Below are 22,757 nucleotides of genomic sequence, written 5' to 3' on the forward strand. Positions count from 1 at the left end.
CAAACGCGAACCGATGGCACAGGCTCAGATCACGTTCGGCCTTGACCCGTTGCCCAAGAAGACACGCAAGGAGCCTTCCTCGACGAGATGAACCAAGTGTTCCGTGGGCTGAGTTGGTGGCGCTGATCCAGTCGCACGCACGCGGCGCGCACTGGCGCTGGACGGCCGGCCTCCCTTTCCGATCGAGACGATGTTGCGCATCCACTGCCCGGATGTGCTGGCCGATGCGGGCTACCAGGGCGTGGACACGCGCAATCCCGACTTGAAGGTGAATTGACGTGGCCATGCGGCCGGGCAAGTGCGAGGCGCTGGACCTGAGCAGCGAACTGGCACGCGATATCGACCGGGTCGATCAGATCAAGGCCAGCATCCCGGCCAAGGTCGAGCACCCGTTCGCGCAATCAAGCAACAGCTGTTCGCGCTGAGCACCTGTGAATGGCGCGCCGGCAACTGTTTGGGCTGCAGGCATGAGTGCGGCCCGCAGTGCGCCAATAGGGGCGCGACAAGCCCCAGAACGGACTCCTTGGAGGCAATGGAGCTTCGAAATCGGCTTCAGATTGCGCGCCGCGCGGCTTCAAGCTGCCCTACGCGCCGATCAGCGCTGTAGGCAGGTTTTGCAGACCTTACCTTAGGGGGAAGTACTTGCAAGCTCGTCAGGCTTCATACCCATCTGCGTACCCTCCCCTTGTAAGCCTCGTACTCTGCCCCGAATAGAGACACCAACACACGTTCTTCCGGAATGATCTGGAACCGAGTGATGTAAAGCACGAACACGACAACCCACAGGACAGCGAACGGATTCGCCAGAAACACTGCCCACCCCAACAGGGTCAGCAAGAGCCCGACATACATGGGGTTGCGCGTGTACCGGTACACGCCTTGGACGACCAGCGAGGACGCCAAGCTTGCCTTGACCGGGTTCACGGTGGTCTTGGCGCGCCGAAACGCAACCATTCCGGCGATGCTGATGCCTTGGCCGACGCACACCAAAGCGACGGCGCAGAGCACACGCGCCGGAGAGGGAATCTGCACAAGGCCCGCGACGGCTGGCGTCAGCCACATAAGAAGCGCCAGGACAAGCGCCACGATGGGTGGAGGAACCTTCAGTTCAAGCACGCTCATATCACTCCATGATGAGGCCTGGCGTCCGGCATGACCCGCCACGCACACACCTGGTTAGCGGCAAGTCTTGCGGATCGCGCCCTCGCCGGGATCGCCCTTCTGGCGATAGCCCGCGGCAACCGGAGAACGGAATCTATGCCCTCAAACCACCATCGATTGCTGGACGAAGATACCCGCCATCGCGCCCTGCGATGATGCCTGGGTGACCGAGGGCAAGAGGGGCGTGGCGAGGTCGCCGGCGGCGTAGATGCCGGGCATGCTGGTTTGGCGACGCTCGTCGACCTTGAGGACGATGCCGGTAGGCGTATCCACCGTGGCGAGGCCCAGTGATTCATGCAGGCTTGCGGATGGCTTGTTGCGCGGATGGGCGAACAGGACGTCGACCGCGATATTGCGGCGGGTATCGAGATTGACGGTGGTGATATGGCCCTTGCGATGGGCGATCTCAACGATCCGGCCATCGACGACAGGTATGTTGCGGCGCGCCAGATCGGCCTGGATGTCGGGCGGAATGTCGAGACCATCGGCGAAGACAGTCAACTTGTCGGTCCAATGTTGGAACAGCCTGGCCTGATTGTGCGATTGCGGGCCGGACCAGACGAGGCCCCAATGCTGGCCGGCGACTTCAAAGCCGTCGCAATAGGGGCAGGGCACGACGGACGTGCCCCAGCTTTCGGCAAAGCCCGGAACATCGGGCATCTGGTCGGCGATGCCATAACTCAGGATCAGGCGGCGCGCCTCAAGGCTTTCGCCATCGCCAGTGAGGACGGAGAAATGGTCGATGGCGCCGGAGACGCTGTCGGCCCGGGCATTGACCAGCCTGATCGTGGGATAGCGCGCCAGCTGCTGCCGCGCCTCGGCCAGGATGTCCAGCGGCGGCTTGTGATCGTGGCCGAGCAGGCCATGCGAATGGCCGGCGAAGCGATTGCGCGGCAGGCCGGTATCGAGAACGGTGACCTTGCGGCGGGCACGGCCGAGCTGCAGGGCGGCGGCGAGGCCGGCAAAGCTGCCGCCGATGATGATGACGTCATTCATGGTGATGGGCTCCGTGTTGTGGATGGAGGGGGGTGGGCTGGGCTTGGCGGTGGGCTGTGCGTGGGCAAGGCCGGTGGTGCCAAGCGCGGCCAGCGTCAGCAGGGCTCGTCGTTGCATGGAAGTCCCCTTGTGCTGTGGCTCGACGCAATGTCGTCAGCGCCCGCGGCTGCGCCTTGCGCCTGTGCCGCATGGCTGTGGGCAAAGGCGGCCGCGAGGGGCACTGAGGGTGCGGGAGTCTGCACGGGGGTGTCGAGCACGCCGACAGCACGGCCCATGCCGCGAGCGACAGGAGGCGGATTGCCCGGGGAGCCGGCCCGCGGCTGCGCCAGGAGGAGGAAGTCATGGGTCGTTTGTTTATTGGACTACAAGTACAGTAATATGCGGCGGATATAGTAAACTGTCAAGTCCAGTTAATATCCACGAGCCCGCCATGCTTGATGGCCCGCTGCCGCTGCTCGCGCGGCTCGCCCCTGCCCACCGTGGGCGTGATGTTCCTCGTAACCCTGCTCAGCGCGGCGGAGACCTACTTCGTGAGTTCGCTCGGCACGGACGCGATCGCCGCGGCGTCGCTGGTGGTGTCCGTGATCCTGCTGATGACCATGGTGTCGATCGGGGGGATCGGCGGCGGTCTGTCCTCGGCCATCGCGCGCGCCCGTGGCCGCAAGGGAGTCGCCGAACCCACGTGCGATGGAGCGGGCGATGCGGCGCGCCCCCAGTTGACATTGGGCGGCCTCGTCCTCGGGGCACGCTGTCGAACTCATGTGAACTATAGTGAACTGTCAATCCAATAAATCTGCCATGGACCGTCCCCCAGCTCCCGCTCTCAAGCCCCAACGCGGGCGGCCACGCGATCCCGAGCGCGTCCGGCGCATCCTGGAAGCGGCGCAAAGGCACTTCAACGAGCATGGCCTGGAGCGTGCTAGCGTGGATGCCATCGCCGCGGACGCCGGTGTGTCCAAGATGACCGTGTACAACAACTTCGGCTCCAAGGAGAGGCTGTTCCAGGCGGTCGTGCGCGACAGGACGGCGCCGGTGGTGGCTGGCGTCCCGGGCGCCGGGGCGCTGGATCCGGACCAGCCGGAGAAGGCGTTGCTGGCGATCGGGGCCCGGTTTCTCGCACTGGCGCGCGGGGACGACGCCCTGGGCGCGTTGCGCTCTGTCTACGGCGTCGCGGGGACGCAGCCGGAAGTCTGCCGTGCGTTCTACAAGGACGGCCCTGAGCGTGTGAAGGGCGAGTTGGCTGCATACCTGCGCCGTGCCCACTCGGCGGGCACGCTGAAGGTGCGGAACCCGCTTCAGGCAGCGGACCTGTTCCTGTCGATGTTCCTGGGCTCCGGGCACATCCGCGGACTGCTGAAGCTCGAGATGCCGGATTCCCGGGAAAACAGGGCTCTTCTGCGCGAGGCTGTACGGGTCTTCATGGCGGCCTATGTCGCGTAGGTACCCGATTTCTCGTGCGGAGCTTAGTTGGCTCGCCCAACATGCCGATCCCAAATGTCGAGCCTAGTGTTCTCCTCAAGTCAGGCGACGTGCGAAATCTGATCGTCCGATCAGGGCTGAGTTTGGCGAAAACTGCGCCTCACCAGGCTTGGCTCTCACAGCTTCGATGAACTGCAGCTACTGCGGGTGCCCCTTCGCTTTTCACCCAGCATTGACGATTTTTGAACGGCGGTTTCAAGTCTGAGGCGCAACAGACTTGATTCAATGAATCGAGGCTGAGGGTTGATGGACCGAGGCGAGCGTTCTTGCGAACACCTCCAGGGGCGTGTGCCACGCGTGTGTGGCGCGCAGCCGGTTGTTCATGCTGTGGGCGATCGCGTGGAGCTCGTCCTGGCTGAACACGCTCAGGTCGGTGCCCTTGGGCAGGTACTGGCGCAGCAGCCCGTTGGTGTTCTCGCAAGTGCCACGCTGCCACGGACTGTGCGGGTCGCAGAAGTACACCTTCACCCCCGTCTGCGCTGCCAGGTCGGCGTGACGCGACATCTCCTTGCCCTGGTCGTAGGTCAGGCTCTGGGGCAGCGGCGCGGCGATCGAATTCAGCTTGGCAGAAAAGCCCGCCAGCGCCGAGGCGGCCGTGGCGTCGTCCATCTTGGCCAGCAGCACCAGACGGCTCGTGCGCTCGACCAGCACGCCCACCGAGGACTGGTTGCCCGCGCCCTTGATGAAGTCGCCTTCCCAGTGACCCGGCATGACGCGGTCGTCCACCTCGGGCGGGCGCACGTGGATGCTGACCATGTCCGGGATCAGGCCACGGCGATCGTCGCCTCGGGTACGCGCCATGCGGGTACTGCGCCCGCGGCGCAGACAGGCGATGAGCTGACGTCCAAGCTCGCCTCGCGGCTGCGCGTAGATGGCGTTGTAGATGGTCTCGTGGGACACGTGGCGCTCGGGCTCTTTGGGAAATACGCGCTTCAGGGTACCCGCGATCTGCTGGGGCGACCACTTCCAGTCCAGCAGCATGGCCGGTGAGACCAAAACCGCTCAAGCTTGAACCTTCGAAGATGCCCTCGACCCTGGTTGCACCCGGCTCCAATATGCCGAAGACAGGTGGCTCCAATACGCCGGAAGGTGACAGACGACGTCGCGCAGAATCTGGTGGGACGTCTTATGCTTGTTCCGCTGCTGCATCAAAATGAAGATTCCGAAATCCATCGCTGTTGCTCCTGGTTGGCTGTTTCCGATTGCAGTCAATCGTAGGAACTGGCGCCCTCGCTGGATCACCAGCGAATGCACAGCTTCTTTGCGTCTTTCGAAATGAGAGCCCTCGATTCGCTGCGCATCTTTGTTACCACCCAGCGCAAGGGAAGCCTTTCGGCCGCGGCCCGCAGCCTCAGCCTGTCGCCGGCAACCATCTCGCGGCGCATCAGCGCATTGGAAGAAGAACTGGGCGTGCAGCTGGTGGACCGCACCAGCCGTAACCTCAAAGTGACCGAGGCAGGCCAGGCGTTCCTGGAGCGGGCCGAAGCAATGCTCGAGCTGATGAACGAGGCCGAGCAGGCCGTGCACAACGCCCGCCAGCGGCCCGAGGGCCGGCTGCGCGTGCATTCGCGAACGCACATCGGCCTGCGGGTGCTGGCGCCGCTGCTGCCGCGCTTCTCGGAGCTCTATCCGGACATCTGCGTCGAGGTCGAACTCTCCGAGCATCCGATCAACCTGGTAGACCAGGATTTCGACGTGGACATCCGCACCGGCGAGTCCAACGACTCGGGCTTCGTCATCAAGCGGCTGGTGTCCAGCGACGAGGTGCTGGTGGCCAGCCCCGCCTTCCTGAGCGTCTACTCGCGCATCCGGCACCCCTCCGATCTGCCGCGGGCGCGCTGCCTCACCTACCGGCGCGACCGCGAGGTCACCTCATGGAAGTACATCGACGAGGCAGGAGAACAGCAGGAACTGGCCATCCAGGGTGTGCTGAGCGCCAACAACGGTGAGCTGCTGCGGCTGGCTGCCATCGGCGGCATGGGCGTGGCGCTGCTGTCCGAGGCCACGGTTCGCGACGACCTGGGCGACGGAACCCTGGTGCGGCTGCTGCCGGAATACCGCTTTGCGGTTCGCGCGTTCTCCAACGGCATCTTCGCCGTCTTCCGTCAGAGCCGCGTCCTTCCGCTGAAGGTGCGCGCCTTCGTGAACTACGTTGCGGACGCGCTGCGAAGCCAGCCCGGCTAGCAATCGCCAAAGTGGTCGGGCAGGGTCCCGCCGCGGGCAGGCCTTCCAGCCGGAACAGGCCGCCATCCTGCGCCCTGCTCCCCTCCAGCCGTGCGCTGCGGGAGATGCTGGTGAGGTAACGGTGCTCCAGCCGTGGGCCGCCAAAGCAGATGCTCGTCAGGTAGCTGACCGGCAGATCGATCATGCGGTCCAGCGCGCCGTCCGGCGCATGGCGCGCGAGCTCGGCCGCGCGGGTCAGCACGGTCCAGAGAAAGCCTTGCGAATCGACCGTTGCGCCATCAGGGCCGGAGTCGAAAGCGTGCGTGCGCACGAACACGCGCTTGTTACGCAGCGGACCGTCCGGGTCGTAGTCGTAGGCCCAGATCACCCGCTCCAGGCTGTCAGCGAGCCTTGGGATGATCCACGGGAATGCGGGCCAGGTGCTCCAGCGCGCGAGTCGATCCAGTTCAGGGCCTGCGCGTCGGCATCCCAGCAAGGGCTCTCGCCCAATTGGTCTTTCGTCGCCCCGATTCTGGTGATCTTCACAGCTATCGGCCAAGTGTGTAGGCAGGCACCTTGCCGCTGGCGGCGCATCGCGCAAAGCTGCTTTTCATTTCTTGTCGATCACCGCGGTTGGCCGGCATCTAGACTGAAGCCAAAGTCCGAATCCGGACCACAAGCAGGAGACAAAATGAGCTATCGGAAACTCGTCATGGGGCTGGCACTGGGTGCCTGCGCGCTCGCCCCGGCCCTCGCCCAGCAGGTAACCCGCCTGGTCGTACCCTTTGCGGCCGGCGGCGGAACCGACCAGTACTGCCGCATCCTGGCCCAGGAGCTCAACAAGCAGGGGCTCAACGTCATCATCGAGAACAAGCCAGGTGCCAGCGGCATCCTCGCCGCCGACTATGTCGCCCGCGCCAAGCCCGACGGACAGACGGTGCTCGTGTCCTCCCTGGGCACGCTCGCCAACAACAGCGTGCTCTACGACAAGCTGCCCTACGACCCGGCAAAGGATTTTTCCGCGGTCACGCAGATCGCCTACCAGCCGGCCATCGTCGTGGCACGCACCGACGTGCCCTACAAGAACATCAAGGAAATGGTGGCCTATGCCAAGCAGAACCCCGGCAAGATCAACCGGGGTTCGCCGGGAGCGGCGATCCTGACGAACCTGGCGCCGGTCGCCTTCGAGAAGGAGCAAGGCTTCAGCACGCTGCACATTCCCTTCAACGGGGACGCTCCTGCGCTGCAGGCCCTGCTGGGCAACCAGATCGACATCCACGGCACATCCATCACTGGATCGCTGCCCTACGTGAAATCGGGCAAGCTGCGCGTGCTGGGCGTCATGGATTCGAAGCGCCTGCCGCAGGTGCCCGACGCACCCACCTTCAAGGAGCAAGGCTTCGACATGGAAGCCACGCTGTGGTACTCGCTCTCGGTTCCCTCGGGCACGCCCAAGCAGGCGATCGACCGCCTGAACAAGGCCGTGAACCAGGTGATTGCAGACCCCGATTTTGTGGCGCGTGCCCGCGCGATCGGCATGGAGCCTCGCGGCGGCACGCCCGAAGAACTGGACAAGTTCATCAAGGCCGAGGCGGATCGCTGGCTCCCGATCCTGCGCAGCCTGAACCTGCCCAAGCAGTCGCACTGACCGGCCGGTTCGCAGCCCCGCCGCGGACGCTATCGGCACCCATGGGGGTGCCGGCCGCGCATCAGATGGAAATGTCTTTCTCCGAAGCCACCTTGCTCCAACGCTCGAACTCGCCGGCCATGCGCCGCTTCATGACTTCGGGGGGCTGGTAGGCGCTGAGCGCGCCGATGTTCTGGAGCCGGGTCCGGGTGTCCTGCTCGGCCAGAATGCGGCGCAATCCCTGATCAAGCCGCGCCAAGACGGCAGGCGGCGTCGCGTTGGGCACGATCAAGCCGCTCCAGCTGCTCACGTTGAAATCGGCGAAGCCCTGCTGGGCAATGGACGGCACATCGGGCAGAAAAGCGCGCGCATCGGCCGAGCCCAGTGCCAGCGCCTTGAGGCGCCCGCTGCGAATGTGCGGCATGGCCGCGACCAAGTCGACGAACATCGCGGCGATCTGCCCGCCCAGCAAATCGGTGATGGCCGGCGCACTGCCCTTGTAGCCCACGTGCTGCATCGGAAAGCCGCCCATGTCCTTGAGCTGCTCCATGGCCAGGTGGCCGATGCTGCCCGACCCGGCGGTGGAATAGTTGACCGGCTGCGCCTTGGCCGCTGCGATGAAGTCCTTCAGGGTGCCGACGCCCGGCAGCACCGCCGGGTTGATCATGAAGACCAGCGGCAGGTCGTAGACCGACGCCACGCAGGTGAAGTCCTTGCGCACGTCGTACGCGTTGTTCCTGTAGACGATTGGGGCGACCAGCGCGGGCATGCCGAACATCGACACCGTGTAGCCGTCTGGCGCGGACTTGATCAGCGCGGTCGTGCCAATGGCACCCGAAGCACCGGGACGGTTGTCCACGATGACCGGCTGGCTCAGCGCAACGGACAGCTTCTGCGCGATCAGGCGCGCGGTCGCATCGGTGGGGCCGCCGGCGGGGAAAGCCACGATCATGCGAAGAGCCTTCTCCGGCCAGGCCGCCGCGCTGCTGCGGCCCGACAGTGAAGCCAGGACGGGCGTGGCCCCGGCCGCAACGCACAACTTCAACATGCGCCGCCGCGTGGCGACCCGTTCGGCTTCGCGCCTGCAGTTGTCGCTCATTTGATGACGCTCCGGCTGGTCAGCGATTCGAGCTGGCTCTCGCCCATGCCGAGCAGCTCGCGAAGCACCTGAGCCGTATGCTCCCCCAGGTGCGGCGGATGGTGGCGCACGCCGGAGCGCTCGCCATCGATGATGTAGGGCGGTGCGTGCACGGCCTGCGGCCCCGCCTGCGTGTCTTCGAACCGGTGCCAGATCTGGGTCTGCGCCGTCCGGTCCGACTGCAGCGCCTCGTACAGGCCGAGCACCTCGCCGCACGGAATACCGGCCTTGTTCATGCGATCGATGAGATCGGCGCGGGACAACTGCCCGATCTTCTCGCGCAGGATGGGCAGGAGTTCATGCCGGTGCCTGGAGCGCTCGGTGTTGGTGGCGAACCTCGGATCGACGGCCAGCTCGGGACACGCGATCACCGCCTCGCAGAACTTTTCGAACTGCCGGTTGTTTCCGACCGCGATCACCAACGGGCCGTCGGCGGACTCGAACACACCGTAGGGCACGATCGACGGATGCGAGTTGCCGAACTTGGCGGGATCGCCCTTGCCGAGCCAGGCGGTCAGCCCGTAGTACGAGGTGATCATCATCCCGCTGTCGTAGAGCGACATCTGGATGTGGCGGCCGTCACCGGTGCGCGTGCGTTCATAGAGCACGGCCAGGATGGCCTGCGCCGAGTACATGCCGGTAAACATGTCTACCGCCGCAATGCCGAACTTCAGCGGCCCCTGGCCCTCTTCGCCGTTCATGGCCATCAGGCCGGTCTCGCCCTGGATCACCAGGTCGTACCCGGGCCGCGCCTTCTCCCGGGTCAGCACCGAATAGCCGGATATCGAGCAGTAGATGATCTTCGGGTTGATGCGGCGCAGGTCTTCATAGCCCAGACCCATCTTCTGCGCGCCGCCGTACTTGAAATTCTGGATGACGACGTCGCACTGGGCTGCAAGCTTGCGCACGAGCTCCTGTCCGTCCTTGTCCTGCAGGTCCACGCAGATGGAGCGCTTGTTGCGATTGCAGCTGTTGAAGTAGGACGTGTTGTGGCTGCCGATGCGCACGCCCCAATCCCGCGTGTCGTCGCCGCGCTCGGGGTGCTCGACCTTGATCACGTCCGCGCCCAGATCCGCCAGCGCCATGCCGCACAGCGGACCTGCCATGACCCTGGACAGGTCCAGCACACGCACGCCGGCAAGGGGCGGCATAGAAGAGTGGTTCATCCGGTCATCCTCGGATCTGGTTCGGTGCGGCTCGCTCATTCGCCCGGGCGATGGCCGGCCGCCGCGATGGTGCGCTTGGCGATGTTGAGCTGATGGATCTGGCTGGTGCCTTCATAGAGGCGAAACAGCCGCACGTCCCGGTAGAAGCGTTCGATCGGGTGGCCGTGGATAAAACCCGTGCCACCCAGCATCTGCACGCAGCGGTCCGCCACGCGCCCGCACATCTCCGACGCGAAGTACTTGCAGATCGACGCCTGCATCGCCACGTCCTCTCCGGCGTCTCGCTCGCGCGCGGTCTGCAGTATCAGCGCCCGTGCGGCCTGAATCTCGGTCTGGCAGTCGGCAATCAGGGCCTGCACCAGCTGGAAGCTGGCCACCGGCTGGCCGAACTGCCGGCGCTGGCAGGTCCACGCCACCGCTTCGTCCAGCATGCGGATGGCGGGGCCCGTGCACAGCGCCGCCAGATGGATGCGCTGCTTGTTGAGCACTTTCATGGCCGTCTTGAAGCCCATGCCCTCCACGCCGCCGATGATGCTGTCGGCCGGCACGCGGCAGTCGGCCAGATGCACCTCGGACACCGGCGATCCGGCCTGCCCCATCTTGCGGTACGGCTCACCCGTGGTAAGCCCGGGCGTTCCGCGCTCGACGAGGAAAGCCGAAATGCCGTGAGCGGATCGGTCTTGCGGATTGGTGCGCGCCATCACGGTGAACAGCCCCGCAATCGGTGCATTGGTGATGAAGCACTTGGTTCCGTTGAGCACATAGTGATCGCCTCGCGCACGGCACTTGTCGCCAGAGCGGTCGCGTCCGAGCCGGCATCGGGCTCGGTGAGCGCGAACGCGCCGGTCAGGTCCCCACTGGCCAGCAATGGCAGGTAGCGGGCCTTCTGTTCGGGCGTGCCGTCGGCGACCAGCGCCTCCGAGCCAATGCCGGTGTTGGTTCCGACCCGCGCCCGGAAAGCGACGGAGGACAGTTCCATCGCCGCGAGCGCCAACTCTTCGGTCGTCATTCCGGCACCGTTCCACGCCTTCGGAATGGACCAGCCGAAGAAGCCTCGGCGCGCCAGGTCATCGACGATGTCGGCCGGCACTTCGTCGAGCCGCTCGACCTCGGCTTCGCGTGAAAACAGCTGATCGCGCACGTAGCGCCGCAGGGCGCCCAGCGTTTCGTCGAACGCGGAAGAATCTCGGATCATGTGTTCTCTTCGCAATGGAGGCATGGCGGCATGCCTGGTTCTTGGTAGGTCGTGCCCGCCCCGGTGGGGGTGCGCGGCTGCATCAGTTGGCGGTGTAGCCGCCGTCCACCGGCAAGATGGTTCCGGTCACGTAGCGCGCCTGCTGCGATGCCAGGAACACCACGGGCCCCGCGATGTCCTGCGGCTCGCCCGCGCGGCGCAGCAACGTGCGGCGCACCATGCGTTCATGGCGCTCGGCGTCGTCCGCGATGTGCGCGGTCATGGGCGTCATCACCAGGCCGGGTGCGACGGCATTGACGCGCACGCCATGCGGCCCGAAGTCCCGCGCCAGGAACTTGGTCAGCTGGGCGACGGCGCCCTTCGAGGCGCCATAGGTCATGTGGGCCGAGGTCGCAACGAGCGACGTGATGGACGTCACGTTGACGACCGCGCCGCGCGTGCAGTGCAGGCCTTCGGTGCATGCCACAGTGAGATTGAGCACGCCCTTCACGTTCACCGCCATCACGTGGTCGATGTCCTGCGAAAGCACCTGCGCCTCGAACACGGCACTGCGGCCACCCACACCCGCGTTGTTCACGAGCACGCCCACGGGGCCCCAGGCTTGCTCTACCTCGGCGACCACGCGGGCGCATTGCGCGGCATCGCGCACGTCCAGCGCATAGGGGCGCACCCGGTCGGCTGGGTAGCCCGTGCGTGTGGCCGCCTCGCGCGTCCGCTCGGCGTCAAGGTCGGTCAGTGCCACGCGGCAACCGGCCTCGAGCAGGCCGGTTGCTATGGCGAAACCGATGCCCTGGCTCGCGCCGCTGACCAGGGCCACCGTGTCATCGAACAGTGGGCGCATTCATTGCCTCTGCGTGGGCAGGTCCAGACGCTCGAGCAGCGGCACCCAGCGCTGCGTCTCGGCCTTTACATAGTCGGCCAGTGCTTGCGGCGTGCCGCCGCGAGGCTCCATGCCGATCACTCGCGATCGCGCGATGAAATCAGGATCGACCAGCACCTGGTTGACGGCGCGGTTGAGCTTGTCGACCGTGTCCTTGGGCGTGGTCGCGGGCGCGGAAGGCGCATACCAGAGCAGCGCCTCGATGTCGTAGCCCTGCTCCTTGAAAGTGGGCGCATCGGGCACCTGGGGGAGGCGCTTGGTGTCCATGACGCCCAGCACGCGCATCTTGCCCGCCTTGACGTGCTGCAGCGGCCCGGTGATGGAAGTGTCCTGGATATCGATCTGGCCGCCGAGCATGGCCTGCAGGCCGGGGGAATCCCCGTTGAACGGAATGTGCGTCGGGCGGATGCCCGCTATGCCCTCGAAGGCCACGGGAGCCAGGTTGGTCAGGATGGATGCACCCGGCGAGCCACGGTTGATCTTGTCCGGATGGACCTTGGCATAGGCCACCATTTCCTTGATGTTCTTGTAAGGCAGATCCGTGCGCCCCACGATGATGGTCGGCTGATAGGCGACTTGCGTGACCGGCGTGAAGCTCTTCACCGGGTTGTAGGGCAGCTTGTCGTACATCACGGTGTTGCTGGCCAGAATGCTCAGCGAGCTCATCAGCAAGGTGGTGCCATCGGGCTTGGAACGCGCAACGTTGTCCGCCGTCACGATGCCGCTGGCGCCGGGCTTGTTCTCCACGATGGTCTGGATACCGCGCTTCGTGAGTTCGGAAGCCAGCAGCCGCGCGTACTGGTCGGTGCCGCCGCCGGCGGCAAAGGGAACGGCGATCCAGATGGGTTGCCGGGCCTGCACCGCACCGGCGGCGAAAACGAGGGCGAACAGAATGCCGCCGATGCGCTTTCGGATTTGCATGATGTCTCCTGAACGAGGTTACCGCAGAACGGTTTTCCTCAGTTTAGGGACGTGCGCTTCGCGACATGCATCAAGGTATGAAAAGGTGCTTTGTAGTTTTAGGAGGGAGATTGCCGGCTTCCAGGCGGGTTTCCCATGAGCTTCCGCGTTGGTATATCCAGCCGAAGCGATGCACTCATGTCGACTGGGATCATCTGGCTCTGCACGGTTACTCTCGACCAGCCATCCACCGGCACTGTCATCGTTGACTTTACGCGCTCGGCACGTGGCAGCGCCCCTGGACTCAGTCGACACGCGACTTGCTCATTGCGAAATCCCTCAGCCATTCGATTGGGCGTAAACGGGAAGCTTGCATTCGCCTTTGCGGACATGGCAACGCATTGGGGAGAAATCCAGACGAGTAACTGTCGGCGTGAAATGATCAAGGGCTCATGGGAATGCAGCAAAGCGGTGAAAGGGGCGCGGCCGAGCGGCTCCGAACCTTCTTGATGCCCTGCGAGCCACTACGTACAGCCGTACAGCGGCTATGGGCCGAGGCCGTGTGGAAACGGCTTTGCCTAGCGAGTATGCCGAACGCGCGCCCATGTGGGTGTCATCGGCGCCACCGAGTCATCCAGTAGTCTCGTTGCACAAACGCGCGGGTAGCCCGATCGAGCGTTGCTGCGCAAGCTTAAAAAAGGCCGTTGAAGGGTCACGCCCCGACCAATCTCATCGCCTTCATCGTCCTGGCGATACCCAGGATCGCGATGACCCTCTTCAGGTTGTAAGCCAACACGTGCAGGCTCATCTCGGTGCTCACGTGCTCCAGTTTTCTCGTTAGGAAGTGCGTCCAGCCCATCCAGTGTTTAAGGTTCCGAACACGTGCTCCACGGTGCACCTTCGCAGCGTCATCGCCATAGGTTTGAGATCCATGCGTTGCTGGACACGCTCGGTCACGTCCTCATGCTCCCATCGCCGGATGCGCCGATAGTCGCTGGGCGTGCATTGATCCTTTATGGGACACCTGGGGCAAGCGCTGGTCCAGTAAAGGCGTGTCCTGAGACCGTTCCTCTCGACTTCGCTGAACCTGTAGATGGCCCGCTCACCCGCCGGGCACTGATACTCATCGTCCTTCGCCACATAGATGAAATCGCTCTTGTCGAAGCGGCCTTCGGCCTTGGCACCCGACGTCATTGGCTTGGGCACGTAAGTCGTGATTCCAACGTCCTCGCAGGCCTTGAGCTCCGTGCCGTTGAAGTAGCCGCGGTCGGCAAGGGCTTGCAGCTTGGTCTTGCCCATCGCCTCCCGTGCAGCCTTGGCCATTCTGCTGAGTTGCGCGCGCTCGTGGCCGACGTTTGTGACGTCGTGCGCAACGATCAGATGGTGCCTGGCATGGACGGCGGTTTGAACGTTGTAGCCATCGATGCCCGTGCTCTTGCCTGACTGAAGCATCGAGCGCGCATCGGGATCGGTGAGCGATCGTTGCCCGTCGGGCTCCTTCTTCAGCTGTTCCTTGGTGTCGTCGAGTTGCTTCATCTGCTCGCGCAGCTTCTTGATCTTCTCCGTCAACCGCTCGGTCTTGGCCTCGACCTCCGCCGGCTGCGTGCGGTCGGCCGTCTCCAGGGCGTCGAGGTAGCGCTGGATGCTCTGCTCGATCTGGCGCTGGCGCGCATCGATCTTGCCTGGCGTGAAGTTGCGGTCGCGGCTGTTGACCGCCTTGAACTTGCTGCCGTCGATGGCCACGATGGCGTGAGAGAACAGCTTGAGGTCGCGGCACAGGGCGACGAAGCGGCGGCAGACATTGCGGATGCCCGCTCCATTGTCGTGGCGGAAATCGGCGATGGTCTTGAAGTCCGGGGCGAGCCGGCCGGTGAGCCACATCAGCTCGACATTGAGCTGCGCCTCGCGCTCCAGGCGACGACTCGACTGGATGCGGTTCAGGTAGCCGTAGATGTAGAGCTTCAGCAGGACCGAGGGGTGGTACGAGGGTCGACCGGTGACTGCCGGATCGACACCTTCAAAACCCAGTGCATGCAGATCCAGTTCCTCGACGAAGGCATCGACAACTCGCACCGGGTTGTCCTCGCCGGTGTAGTCGTCAAGGCACTCGGCAGCAGAGTGACCTGTTGTCGGTCCTCGCCTTCGATGAATCGCTTCATGTGGCTGCCCTTCAGTAGCATTGCCACAATCTAGGCGAGCACCTTCACCTATTCAACCTGTTTTCACACGGCCTCGGCCCGTTGCTGTCGGCCAGCTTGTAACGAAGCAGACCCTCGCGAGTTTCAGCGGCCGGTCATCAAGTGACGTTCGGTCGGCTGCTGGTCAGCGGTCATTCAAGGTCGCCAGGGACCTGCTCGGACATTCGCCAGCGTCAGCCGATCGTCGACACCCAGCGTGTCTAGGTCGGTCGACCTTCAAGGTCGCAACGATGGACGGCCACCAATCAGCCATCACGCCGCAAAGTCATCGCGGCAGGACTGTGATGCAGCTCAGCTGCAAGCCATCGGTTACCGTATGGCCATCTATCCCGCACTGGGCTTCCTGGCTGCGACCGCCGCCCTCGAGCAGGCTTATGCAGGGTTGAAAGCGAGCGGTTCGAGTTCCGACTTGTCCGTTCCCTTATATGACTTCAAGAAGATGAGCGCGCTTATGGGCTTCGACTGGGTGGCCGACTTCGACCGCCAGTACCGCGGCATGGACGACGCACTGCCTCGCACGCCAGGGGGTTGAGCCATGATTAAGAAAGCGCCACGCGGTGTGGCGCCGCGAGATGGCTTTTCGCACGTGCAGGGGCAAGCGACGTGCCGCTCTCGACCGCTACCTTGACGACGCTGCTGGGAGTGAGATGCCAATGACGATCACGGGGAAGTTGCAAAAGTACGTGATGCGCGAGCGGATGGTTGAGGAAATCCGGCTCTCCGTGTAGAGATCCCGTGAACTGCGCCCGGCGCTCGCTGCGAGCACGAACGCTGAATTGTGGCGCCGAACCACGTGCCGGAGGGCTGCTTCTGACGATCTGTGCGCAAACGCATGGTTCGCCTGTGCGCTACTCACTTGGTGAGAAGCGCTCAGATCCGACGCGTCCTCAGCAGCACATCACAATGCCTTCAAGGCCCGCCGGACTACCTTGCCTGTCGCGGTCATCGGCAGGGCGTCGACGTACGCGATCACCCGCGGATACTCGTGTGCGGCGAGCTTCCTGCGGACGTGGTCCTGCAACTCCGCCGTGAGCCCATCGCTGGCGACTGCACCATCCCGGAGAACGACGTAGGCCTTGACGATCTCGGTGCGAGCAGGATCGGGGATGCCCACCACAGCAACCATCCGTACTGAGGGATGCCCAAGCAGGCAGTCTTCGATCGGGCCGGGACCGATGCGATAGCCGGCACTGGTAATCACATCGTCATTGCGACCGACAAACTGAATTAACCCTTCGTCATTGATGCAGCCCAGATCGCCGGTGAGCAGGTAGTCCCCTGCGAACTTCTCTGCCGTTGCTGTGGGGTTGTTCCAGTACCCGAGAAACATGACAGGATCTGGCGCCCGGACCGCGATCTCGCCTGGCTCGCCGTTAGGCACCGGACGCCCTTCTCCGTCGACGACACGCACGTCGTGGCCGGGAGCGGCGCGGCCGATGGTTCCGCGCTTCGCAGGGAACCACCTGGAGCACGAAGAAGCGGTCATGTTGCACTCTGTCTGACCGTAGAACTCATTGATCGTGACGCCCAGGGACTCTCGGCCCCACGACAGCAACTCGGCGCCGAGGAGCTCCCCGTTCGGGCTTTCGATTGCAGTTCCGGGCCCATTGCACACGTCCCCTTCTGGAATTCGCCCTCGCCATCGCCCGACCGACAGATCGGGATGAGGGCTCTACACGGTCCGCGCGTAGCCGCAGCTCCAGGTCAGCTGCTGCACCTCGCCGGGCGGCAGGCTCGCCGCATCATCACCCAGGTGTCCCGGCAGGACCGTCACCGGCTCGATGCAAACGTAGTCGCCGCTGGTGGGCCTGTGCAGGACGGCATCTCGTGCGCCTTCGCAAGCAACCATGATGCTGCCGCCTGCAAAGTGCAGTTGCGCTCGCCCCGACCAACCACTCAAGGACGCAGTTTCGCCCGGACGCATGGCGAAGCGCGGCTCCGCCGCGAGCATGCATGCCTGCGCGGCGTGGTCCAGATCGTGCCTGGCGGCGGCGTCGAAGCGGAGGTCGTTCGCGCAAGTGCCCGGTCCAGCGGGATGGTACGGATGCCACCCCATGCCGAGCGGCATCGCCTCGCGCGACGCATTGCGCACGCGCAGCAGCACCGTCATACCGGCTCCGCCCAATGAGACGTCCATCTCCGCGGACCAGCTCCAGGGCCAGCCCGCGGAGGCATCCTCGTCCAGCCGCATGCGCACCCGCTCGGCGGAAACGTCCATCACCCTCCACGCGCGCCGGTGTGCGAACCCGTGCTGGACGAGCCCGCTCGGCGCGCTTTCGGGCCGGACGATGCAGCCGCGGAATTCAAAGCCGTGGGCAGGCAGGCGATTTGCAAAAGGCAGCATGGGAAACGCACCCGCCTTGGGCCAGGCGTGCTCCGGAAAGGGAGAACCGTCCCAAGGCACGAGCAGATGGACGGAATCGCGCGCACCGCACCAGGAAAGCGACGCGACGCGCCCGCCCGCTTCCGGGGCTATGCGCGCCCGATACGTGCCCGAGCGCAGTTCGATTTCATTCGTGCAGCACAGCTCCACGGGCCGCTCAGTCGATCCGGGCGCCCGATAGATCCACCGCTTCCTTCCAGCGCACCATCTGCTGCGTCACGAATGTCGCGAATTCCTCCCGCGTCGTGCGGCGCACCTCGAATCCGAGCCCGGCGAGCTGCTGCTTGACCTCGGGTATGTCGAGCACCGCATTCAGTTCGTCGTGCAGACGGTTCACGATCTCCGGCGGCGTCTTCGCGGGAACATGGATGCCGTTCCAGCCCGCACTACCGGAGTCGGCCAGCTTCAGCTCGGTGAGGGCGGGCACGTCGGGCAAGAAGGACGATCGGGCGGGCGTCGTCACCGCCAGCGCGCGCAGCTTGCCGGCCTTGATGTGCGGTGCGACTTCGGGGAAGCCGGACATCATCGCGGCCACTTGGCCGCCGAGGACGTCATTCACGGCCGGCGCGCCGCCCTTGTAGGGGATGTGGTTAATTGCAAGGCCGGCCTTCTTCTTCAGCAGTTCGAGCGCGAGGTGCTGCGCGGACCCATTGCCCGGGGTGGCGACCGCCAACGGCTTGGCGGGATCGTGCGCGAGCTTCACGAACTCCTGCATGGTCTGTGCCGGCGTCGACGGGTTCACCACCAACACGCTGGGCGTACTGGCGATCTGGGCGACGGGCACGAAGTCCTTGACGGTGTCGAAAGGCAGCGTTCGGTACAGGCCAGGATTGATCGAAAACGGCCCGGAGGACAAGAGGATCGTGTAGCCGTCCGGCGCCGCACGCGCCACTTCAGCGGTGCCGATATTGCCGGACGCGCCCGCCTTGTTGTCCACGATCACCGGCTGCTTCAGGCGGTCGCCGAGATGCTTCGCCAACAGGCGCGCGGCCGCATCCGACGAGCCGCCGGCCGGCCAGGGCACCACGAAGCGGATCGTCTTCTCCGGCCAGGCCGCGGCGGCCTGCAGGCTCGTGCCGAGCGCGAGCGACGCCGCAATCGCGGCAAGGAACCTTCTCTTCTGCATTGCTTGTCTCCTGGGAATCCGGGAATCAGGCCGCGACGCCGAGCCGCTCGAAATACTCCGGTGGGGCATCGTTCTGCTTCATGAGCCTCGCGATCTCGCGGCACAGGCGCGCGTGCACGGCTTCGTCCGTGATCGGGTGCTCCTGGCCGGGGTCCGTGGCCAGGTCGAACATCACGGTCACCGTGTCGTTCTGCGCGGCGGGCCCGTGCAGCTTGTAGTTGGGCGACTTCGGCGTGGCCGGCACGCGCAGCACGGGCGCGCCCTTGGTGAAGGGAAGCGGCGGCGCGAGCTGCGCGTCGGCCAGTTCCTCCAGCGCGAACATTTCCTTCATGTGCATCGGCATCAGCGTGTACTGGTTCAGGCCGGCGCGGTGCATCTCGGGCGGGTAGAGGAACAGGGTGTAGCGGCCATCGGTCACGTTGACCGCGCTGCCAAAGACGCCGTAGATCGCCGCTTCGCGCACGGTGGTCTCGCGCTCCATCAGCGGCAGGAGCGACACGCCCGTCACCTCGGGCGGCAGTTCGATGCCATGCATCTCGAGGAATGTGGGCATGAGATCCACGGTCTGGGTGAGGGCCCGGCGGCGGGTGCCTGCCTGGCTGCGATGCGCTGGGTGGTGAATGAACAGGGGGATGTGCGCCACCTCGTCGTAGCAGGGCATCACATTCTTCGACCACCACGAATGCTCGCCGAGCAGGAACCCGTGGTCGGTCGTCACGATGAGCGCAGTGTCGTCCCACATGGCATGTTCATCCATATAGTCCAGCAGCCGTCCGAGTTCGTGGTCGCACAGGGCCACAATCGCCGCGTAGTTGGCGCGCAGCTCCTCGCATTCCTCGATCGTCTCGGTCACGCGCTTGTAGGGCGGGAAGTCGAAGATCGGGCCCTTGTAGTTCGTCGGGTAAGCCTTGCGGAACTCCTCGGGCGCATGGAAGGGCTCGTGCGGGTCGAAGGTCTCCAGGTGCAGCATCCACTCCTGCGCCTCGCGGTTGCCCTCCAGGAACTCGAAGCCGGCGTCGAAGCAGCGCACGGACGGGAAGTCCTTGTATTCGCGGATGGACTCGCGGTTGATCATGTGCGCCGAATGCTTGTGGCGCCGCTCCCGCGTGAACTGCTTCGGGTGGTACGTCTCCCGGAAGCGCTCCCACGGAGGCTGCACCATGGCTTTCCAGGGGTCGCGCTCCTGGCCGCGGATGAACTCGTAGGTGTCGTACCGGTTGTGGTACGTGGCGCCCCCGTCGCCCCAGTAGTGGTAGTGGTCCGAGACGAGGTGCGAGTAGATGCCCGCCTTGTGCATCATTGCCGCGAACGAGTTGTCGAAGGGCTCGAGCGGACCCCAGCCACGGTGCAGGAAATTCAGCCGCCCAGTGTGCATGTCGCGCCGGGCGGGCATGCAGGGCAGGCTGCCGACATAGTGGTTGTCGAAGGTCACGCAGCGCTCGGCAAGCCGCCGGAAGTTAGGCGTCTTGATCGTGATCCCGCCGTAGCACTCCAGGCTGCGACGGTTGAGCGAATCGAACAGGAGAAAGATGGTTTTCATGGCCGGAGCAGGCAATACTAGGTGCCGGCCACGCATGCAACAAATCGAATCTGCCTTCGCACTTATTGATTTCGATGATCTATCCAAATCCCCGCCACCTGCGCGCGTTCACCGCGTTGACAGACACCGGTTCCTTCAGCCTGGCGGCGGAGGCGGTGCATCTCGGACAGCCCGCGCTAAGTCAGGCGATCGCTAAGCTGGAGGAAACCGTAGGCGTGCGGCTGATTGAGCGGACGACACGCTCGGTGCGGCTCACGCCGGCGGGCGAGGAGTTCCTGGTCGAGGCGCGCCGTGTGCTCGACGCGTACGAGCGCATGATGCTCCGCGGGACGGAATGGGCGCACCTGCGCCGCGGAAGGATCGAGCTGCTCACGGTGCCCTCAATGGCGCACCGGCTGCTGCCGGCGCTCGTGCGCGAATTCACCGCCACGCACGATGGCGTGAGCATCGCGTTCCACGACCATCCCGATCCCGTGCTGCGTCAGCGCCTCGGGCGCGGCGAAGGCGACCTGGCCATCCTGAGCCAAAGCGGCCCGGTCGCCACCCCGGATCTCCTGCCATTCCTGAGGGACCGCTTCCGCGTGGTGCTGCCGCGGGAGCACCCGCTGGCGTTGAGCGCGGTGATCGAGGCCTCGCAGCTCGCGGGCGAGCGCCTCATCCTGCTGAGGCGGGGTGCCCTCTTCCGCTCGTACATGGATGCGGTGATCAGCGGACTCCCTGTCGTGCAGGAGCCGATGGAGGTGGACCAGTCCGGCACGCTGGTCGGCATGGTGGAAGCGGGCCTCGGTGTTTCGCTGCTTCCCGCCTTGTCATGCCCGAGCCCCGCGTTGCATTCGGTGGTGAGCCGGCCTCTGGCCCGGCCGGAGGTCTCGCGCATCATGGCCTTCGCGTTGCCGCCGGATCGCGAGCCGATGCCCGCGGTGCAGGCGTTCGTGCGCAGCGCGTTCGACTACCTCGCCGCCAACGTCGGCAAGCTGCCGGAAGGCTGCGAGCTGCTGCCAGCGAGCCCCCAGAAGATTCGCAAGTTCCTCGCCGCGCGGCCCGCCGCTCCGAGCGGCCGCGCGTCCCGCGCCGTCAAGGGATAACTTCGTACGTCACCGGGATCGACGTGGCGCTGCCCGCCGTTGCAGACCTTCACTGTGTAGATGCCCGCGCTGGTCACCGACCGCAGGCGCAGTGCCGCCGTGGTGGATTCTTTTGTAGCCGTTCGGCGAGACGATCACCTGGCCGTCGTGTGCTCCCATTGGTAGCCGCGCCCGACTCCTTCGGCCTCCACCAGGAAGCCCGCCGGCGTGCCCACGGCGACGCGAAGGGAGCGCGACTGCGCCGTGATCGTGGGCGCGCCGAGCGGCGCGGGCATCCATTCCGCGTCCATGGTCGTGACGTATCGGGCACCCCAAAAATCCCGCGCGCCTGCAGGTGCAGCCAGCATCCAAACGGCTGCTTCCGGACCCCGTTGCCGTCCGCTGTGAGGCCCGGTCCCCGGCCAGCTGCGGACATTCACCTTGGATCCTCGAGCTTCCGCTTCCGCTTCCGCTTGCTCAGCGGACATTCGTTGAAGCGGGACCGATGACCACCCGTGCCCGCTGCACTTCAGCGCGCTCGAGCGATCCTTCTTTCCTCGGAGCGTGGGGGGCAGGTTGAGGAACGTATGACCAACTCAGGCGGAATGATGACGCGCTCGAATGGTCGATCTAGGTCTTCGACGCGATCCATGAGCAGCCGGCCAGCAGCTCGTCCGATAGTGTCGCGGCCGATGGAAACGGTAGTAAGGCCTGGCTGCCAAAGCGCTGCCTCGGAAACGTCATCCATGCCCACCACGGAGCAATCCGTTCCAGGCTCGCGACCGATGCTGCGCAGCCCCAGCATCGCACCAAATGCGATCGGGTCGTTGAAGCACAGGATCGCGGTTGGCGAGTTGCGACCTTCCATCAGCTTGACCGCCTCTCTGAACCCGTCCTCTCGTGTAGCTGGGCATTCAACAGTCCATTCATCCAGGACTGCCAGCCCCGCTTCCCGCATGGCGGTTCGAAACCCGTCGAACCGGTCCTTGCCGGTGGACGTGAGTCGGTTGCGGCCCAAGTAGGCAATGCGTTCATGGCCCAAGTCGAGCAGATGGCGAGTCGCAAGCTTTGCCCCAGCCTTGTTGTCATTCCCGACGTAATCGCTGCTCACACCCGCGACGTACCGCGTCACTTGCACAACGGGCATCCGCCAAGCAAGCAACTGTTCGATATGCGACTTCGGCGTTGAAATGGCCGGGGTCAACAGCACCCCCTCAACACTGTACTGCCGAAGGGACTGCAGGAAGTTCATCTGCCGGGACACCGATTCGGCGCAGTTTCCAAGAACCAGTACACGCCCCAGGTCCTCCAATGCCTCCTGAATGCCGGCCGTGACATCCGCGAAATACGGATTGATCAGGTTGCAGACGGACACCCCAACGATGCGGGAACGCTTGCTGCGCAGATTGCCGGCGGCGCGGTCATAGACATAGCCGAGATCGTGCAGCACCGCCTGCACTCTCGTCTTGGTTGCTTGCGCAACCAATGGGCTGTCGTTGAGGACCATCGAAACGGTCCCGGTTGCCACGCCCGCGACTTGAGCGACGTCCTTCAGGGTAATTTTCTTGTCTTGCATCTGATCAGTGTTGGGCGTTGCCCAGCATAGCTGCTTGAACGTCTCGCTTGGCAACAACGGCGGCCGACAACTTAGGGTTAGTCCCCATATTAGCCCTATATTTGAATCGGTTCAAATTGAATCGATTCAATTGAACCGATTCAATTTTTCGCAACGATCTTCCTG

The 22,757-nt window shown here is 64.7% G+C and carries 18 protein-coding genes and 7 pseudogenes; 9 read left to right on the forward strand and 16 right to left on the reverse strand.

The window, feature by feature from the left end; all coding sequences use genetic code 11:
* Positions 1–13: 13 nt before the first annotated feature.
* Both ACMGEZ_RS28105 and ACMGEZ_RS28110 read left to right on the forward strand, forming a co-directional pair.
* Positions 14–205: pseudogene (locus ACMGEZ_RS28105) on the forward strand (transposase); the annotation flags it as partial.
* 18 nt (positions 206–223) lie between these two features.
* Positions 224–395 (forward strand): annotated as a pseudogene (locus ACMGEZ_RS28110) (IS5/IS1182 family transposase); the annotation flags it as partial.
* A gap of 265 nt (positions 396–660) precedes the next feature.
* Here the strand turns inward: ACMGEZ_RS28110 and ACMGEZ_RS28115 are convergent.
* Both ACMGEZ_RS28115 and ACMGEZ_RS28120 read right to left on the reverse strand, forming a co-directional pair.
* Positions 661–1,122 carry a methyltransferase family protein gene (locus tag ACMGEZ_RS28115; protein WP_436825568.1) on the reverse strand — a complete coding sequence of 154 codons (462 nt, stop codon included), beginning with the start codon at positions 1,120–1,122 and terminating at the stop codon, positions 661–663.
* A 141-nt stretch (positions 1,123–1,263) separates the two neighbouring features.
* Positions 1,264–2,157 (reverse strand): NAD(P)/FAD-dependent oxidoreductase, encoded by an 894-nt coding sequence (locus tag ACMGEZ_RS28120; RefSeq protein WP_436825594.1) that lies wholly within the window; start codon positions 2,155–2,157, stop codon positions 1,264–1,266.
* Between the two features lie 437 nt (positions 2,158–2,594).
* Here ACMGEZ_RS28120 and ACMGEZ_RS28125 point away from each other — a divergent pair, with 437 nt between their 5' ends.
* Both ACMGEZ_RS28125 and ACMGEZ_RS28130 read left to right on the forward strand, forming a co-directional pair.
* Positions 2,595–2,948: an MATE family efflux transporter gene (locus ACMGEZ_RS28125; protein WP_436825569.1), complete on the forward strand. Its 354-nt coding sequence runs from the start codon at positions 2,595–2,597 to the stop codon at positions 2,946–2,948.
* 7 nt (positions 2,949–2,955) lie between these two features.
* Complete coding sequence (locus ACMGEZ_RS28130; protein ID WP_436825570.1) at positions 2,956–3,597, forward strand: TetR/AcrR family transcriptional regulator; 642 nt, start codon at positions 2,956–2,958, stop codon at positions 3,595–3,597.
* Between the two features lie 261 nt (positions 3,598–3,858).
* Here the strand turns inward: ACMGEZ_RS28130 and ACMGEZ_RS28135 are convergent.
* Positions 3,859–4,614 (reverse strand): annotated as a pseudogene (locus ACMGEZ_RS28135) (IS30 family transposase); the annotation flags it as partial.
* A 297-nt stretch (positions 4,615–4,911) separates the two neighbouring features.
* On the opposite strand from ACMGEZ_RS28135, the gene ACMGEZ_RS28140 reads away from it, so the two are divergent.
* On the forward strand, positions 4,912–5,820 hold the full coding sequence (locus ACMGEZ_RS28140) for a LysR family transcriptional regulator (protein ID WP_436825571.1): 909 nt from the start codon (positions 4,912–4,914) through the stop codon (positions 5,818–5,820).
* 163 nt (positions 5,821–5,983) lie between these two features.
* Here ACMGEZ_RS28140 and ACMGEZ_RS28145 read toward each other — a convergent pair.
* Positions 5,984–6,187: pseudogene (locus ACMGEZ_RS28145) on the reverse strand (SMP-30/gluconolactonase/LRE family protein); the annotation flags it as partial.
* 303 nt (positions 6,188–6,490) lie between these two features.
* Here ACMGEZ_RS28145 and ACMGEZ_RS28150 point away from each other — a divergent pair.
* Complete coding sequence (locus tag ACMGEZ_RS28150; RefSeq protein WP_436825572.1) at positions 6,491–7,447, forward strand: Bug family tripartite tricarboxylate transporter substrate binding protein; 957 nt, start codon at positions 6,491–6,493, stop codon at positions 7,445–7,447.
* A 61-nt stretch (positions 7,448–7,508) separates the two neighbouring features.
* Here ACMGEZ_RS28150 and ACMGEZ_RS28155 read toward each other — a convergent pair whose 3' ends face one another.
* Entirely contained in the window at positions 7,509–8,378 is an 870-nt protein-coding gene (locus ACMGEZ_RS28155; RefSeq protein ID WP_436825573.1) for a tripartite tricarboxylate transporter substrate binding protein, read from the reverse strand.
* On the opposite strand from ACMGEZ_RS28155, the gene ACMGEZ_RS28160 reads away from it, so the two are divergent.
* A complete protein-coding gene (locus ACMGEZ_RS28160; protein WP_436825574.1) occupies positions 8,377–8,529 on the forward strand; it encodes a hypothetical protein in 153 nt (50 codons plus the stop codon). The two genes, ACMGEZ_RS28155 and ACMGEZ_RS28160, sit on opposite strands and share 2 nt — an antisense overlap.
* Here the strand turns inward: ACMGEZ_RS28160 and ACMGEZ_RS28165 are convergent.
* The 5 genes and pseudogenes from ACMGEZ_RS28165 to ACMGEZ_RS28185 all read right to left on the reverse strand — a co-directional run bounded on the left by ACMGEZ_RS28165 (position 8,522) and on the right by ACMGEZ_RS28185 (position 14,864).
* Positions 8,522–9,730, reverse strand: a complete 1,209-nt coding sequence (locus tag ACMGEZ_RS28165) for a CaiB/BaiF CoA transferase family protein (RefSeq protein WP_436825575.1) — start codon at positions 9,728–9,730, stop codon at positions 8,522–8,524. The genes ACMGEZ_RS28160 and ACMGEZ_RS28165 overlap by 8 nt on opposite strands.
* A 35-nt stretch (positions 9,731–9,765) precedes the next feature.
* Positions 9,766–10,925: pseudogene (locus tag ACMGEZ_RS28170) on the reverse strand (acyl-CoA dehydrogenase family protein).
* A gap of 82 nt (positions 10,926–11,007) precedes the next feature.
* Positions 11,008–11,766, reverse strand: a complete 759-nt coding sequence (locus tag ACMGEZ_RS28175; RefSeq protein ID WP_436825576.1) for an SDR family NAD(P)-dependent oxidoreductase — start codon at positions 11,764–11,766, stop codon at positions 11,008–11,010.
* Positions 11,767–12,726 (reverse strand): Bug family tripartite tricarboxylate transporter substrate binding protein, encoded by a 960-nt coding sequence (locus tag ACMGEZ_RS28180; RefSeq protein WP_436825577.1) that lies wholly within the window; start codon positions 12,724–12,726, stop codon positions 11,767–11,769.
* Positions 12,727–13,417: 691 nt separating this feature from the next.
* Positions 13,418–14,864: pseudogene (locus ACMGEZ_RS28185) on the reverse strand (IS1182 family transposase).
* 355 nt (positions 14,865–15,219) lie between these two features.
* On the opposite strand from ACMGEZ_RS28185, the gene ACMGEZ_RS28190 reads away from it, so the two are divergent.
* Positions 15,220–15,435: a hypothetical protein gene (locus ACMGEZ_RS28190; RefSeq protein WP_436825578.1), complete on the forward strand. Its 216-nt coding sequence runs from the start codon at positions 15,220–15,222 to the stop codon at positions 15,433–15,435.
* A 366-nt stretch (positions 15,436–15,801) separates the two neighbouring features.
* Here ACMGEZ_RS28190 and ACMGEZ_RS28195 read toward each other — a convergent pair.
* The 4 genes and pseudogenes from ACMGEZ_RS28195 to ACMGEZ_RS28210 form a co-directional block, all read right to left on the reverse strand.
* Positions 15,802–16,479 (reverse strand): annotated as a pseudogene (locus tag ACMGEZ_RS28195) (AMP-binding enzyme); the annotation flags it as partial.
* A 96-nt stretch (positions 16,480–16,575) separates the two neighbouring features.
* A complete protein-coding gene (locus ACMGEZ_RS28200; RefSeq protein ID WP_436825579.1) occupies positions 16,576–17,436 on the reverse strand; it encodes an aldose epimerase family protein in 861 nt (286 codons plus the stop codon).
* Between the two features lie 7 nt (positions 17,437–17,443).
* Positions 17,444–18,412 (reverse strand): Bug family tripartite tricarboxylate transporter substrate binding protein, encoded by a 969-nt coding sequence (locus ACMGEZ_RS28205; protein WP_436825580.1) that lies wholly within the window; start codon positions 18,410–18,412, stop codon positions 17,444–17,446.
* Positions 18,413–18,437: 25 nt separating this feature from the next.
* Positions 18,438–19,952, reverse strand: a complete 1,515-nt coding sequence (locus ACMGEZ_RS28210; RefSeq protein WP_436825581.1) for a sulfatase — start codon at positions 19,950–19,952, stop codon at positions 18,438–18,440.
* 74 nt (positions 19,953–20,026) lie between these two features.
* On the opposite strand from ACMGEZ_RS28210, the gene ACMGEZ_RS28215 reads away from it, so the two are divergent.
* Positions 20,027–21,037 carry a LysR family transcriptional regulator gene (locus ACMGEZ_RS28215; protein WP_436825582.1) on the forward strand — a complete coding sequence of 337 codons (1,011 nt, stop codon included), beginning with the start codon at positions 20,027–20,029 and terminating at the stop codon, positions 21,035–21,037.
* 134 nt (positions 21,038–21,171) lie between these two features.
* Here ACMGEZ_RS28215 and ACMGEZ_RS28220 read toward each other — a convergent pair whose 3' ends face one another.
* Positions 21,172–21,327 (reverse strand): hypothetical protein, encoded by a 156-nt coding sequence (locus tag ACMGEZ_RS28220; RefSeq protein ID WP_436825583.1) that lies wholly within the window; start codon positions 21,325–21,327, stop codon positions 21,172–21,174.
* Positions 21,328–21,545: 218 nt separating this feature from the next.
* Entirely contained in the window at positions 21,546–22,592 is a 1,047-nt protein-coding gene (locus tag ACMGEZ_RS28225) for a LacI family DNA-binding transcriptional regulator (protein WP_436825584.1), read from the reverse strand.
* Positions 22,593–22,757 lie beyond the last annotated feature (165 nt).

The organism is Variovorax stachyos, assembly GCF_051400855.1.
Taxonomy (GTDB): domain Bacteria; phylum Pseudomonadota; class Gammaproteobacteria; order Burkholderiales; family Burkholderiaceae_C; genus Variovorax.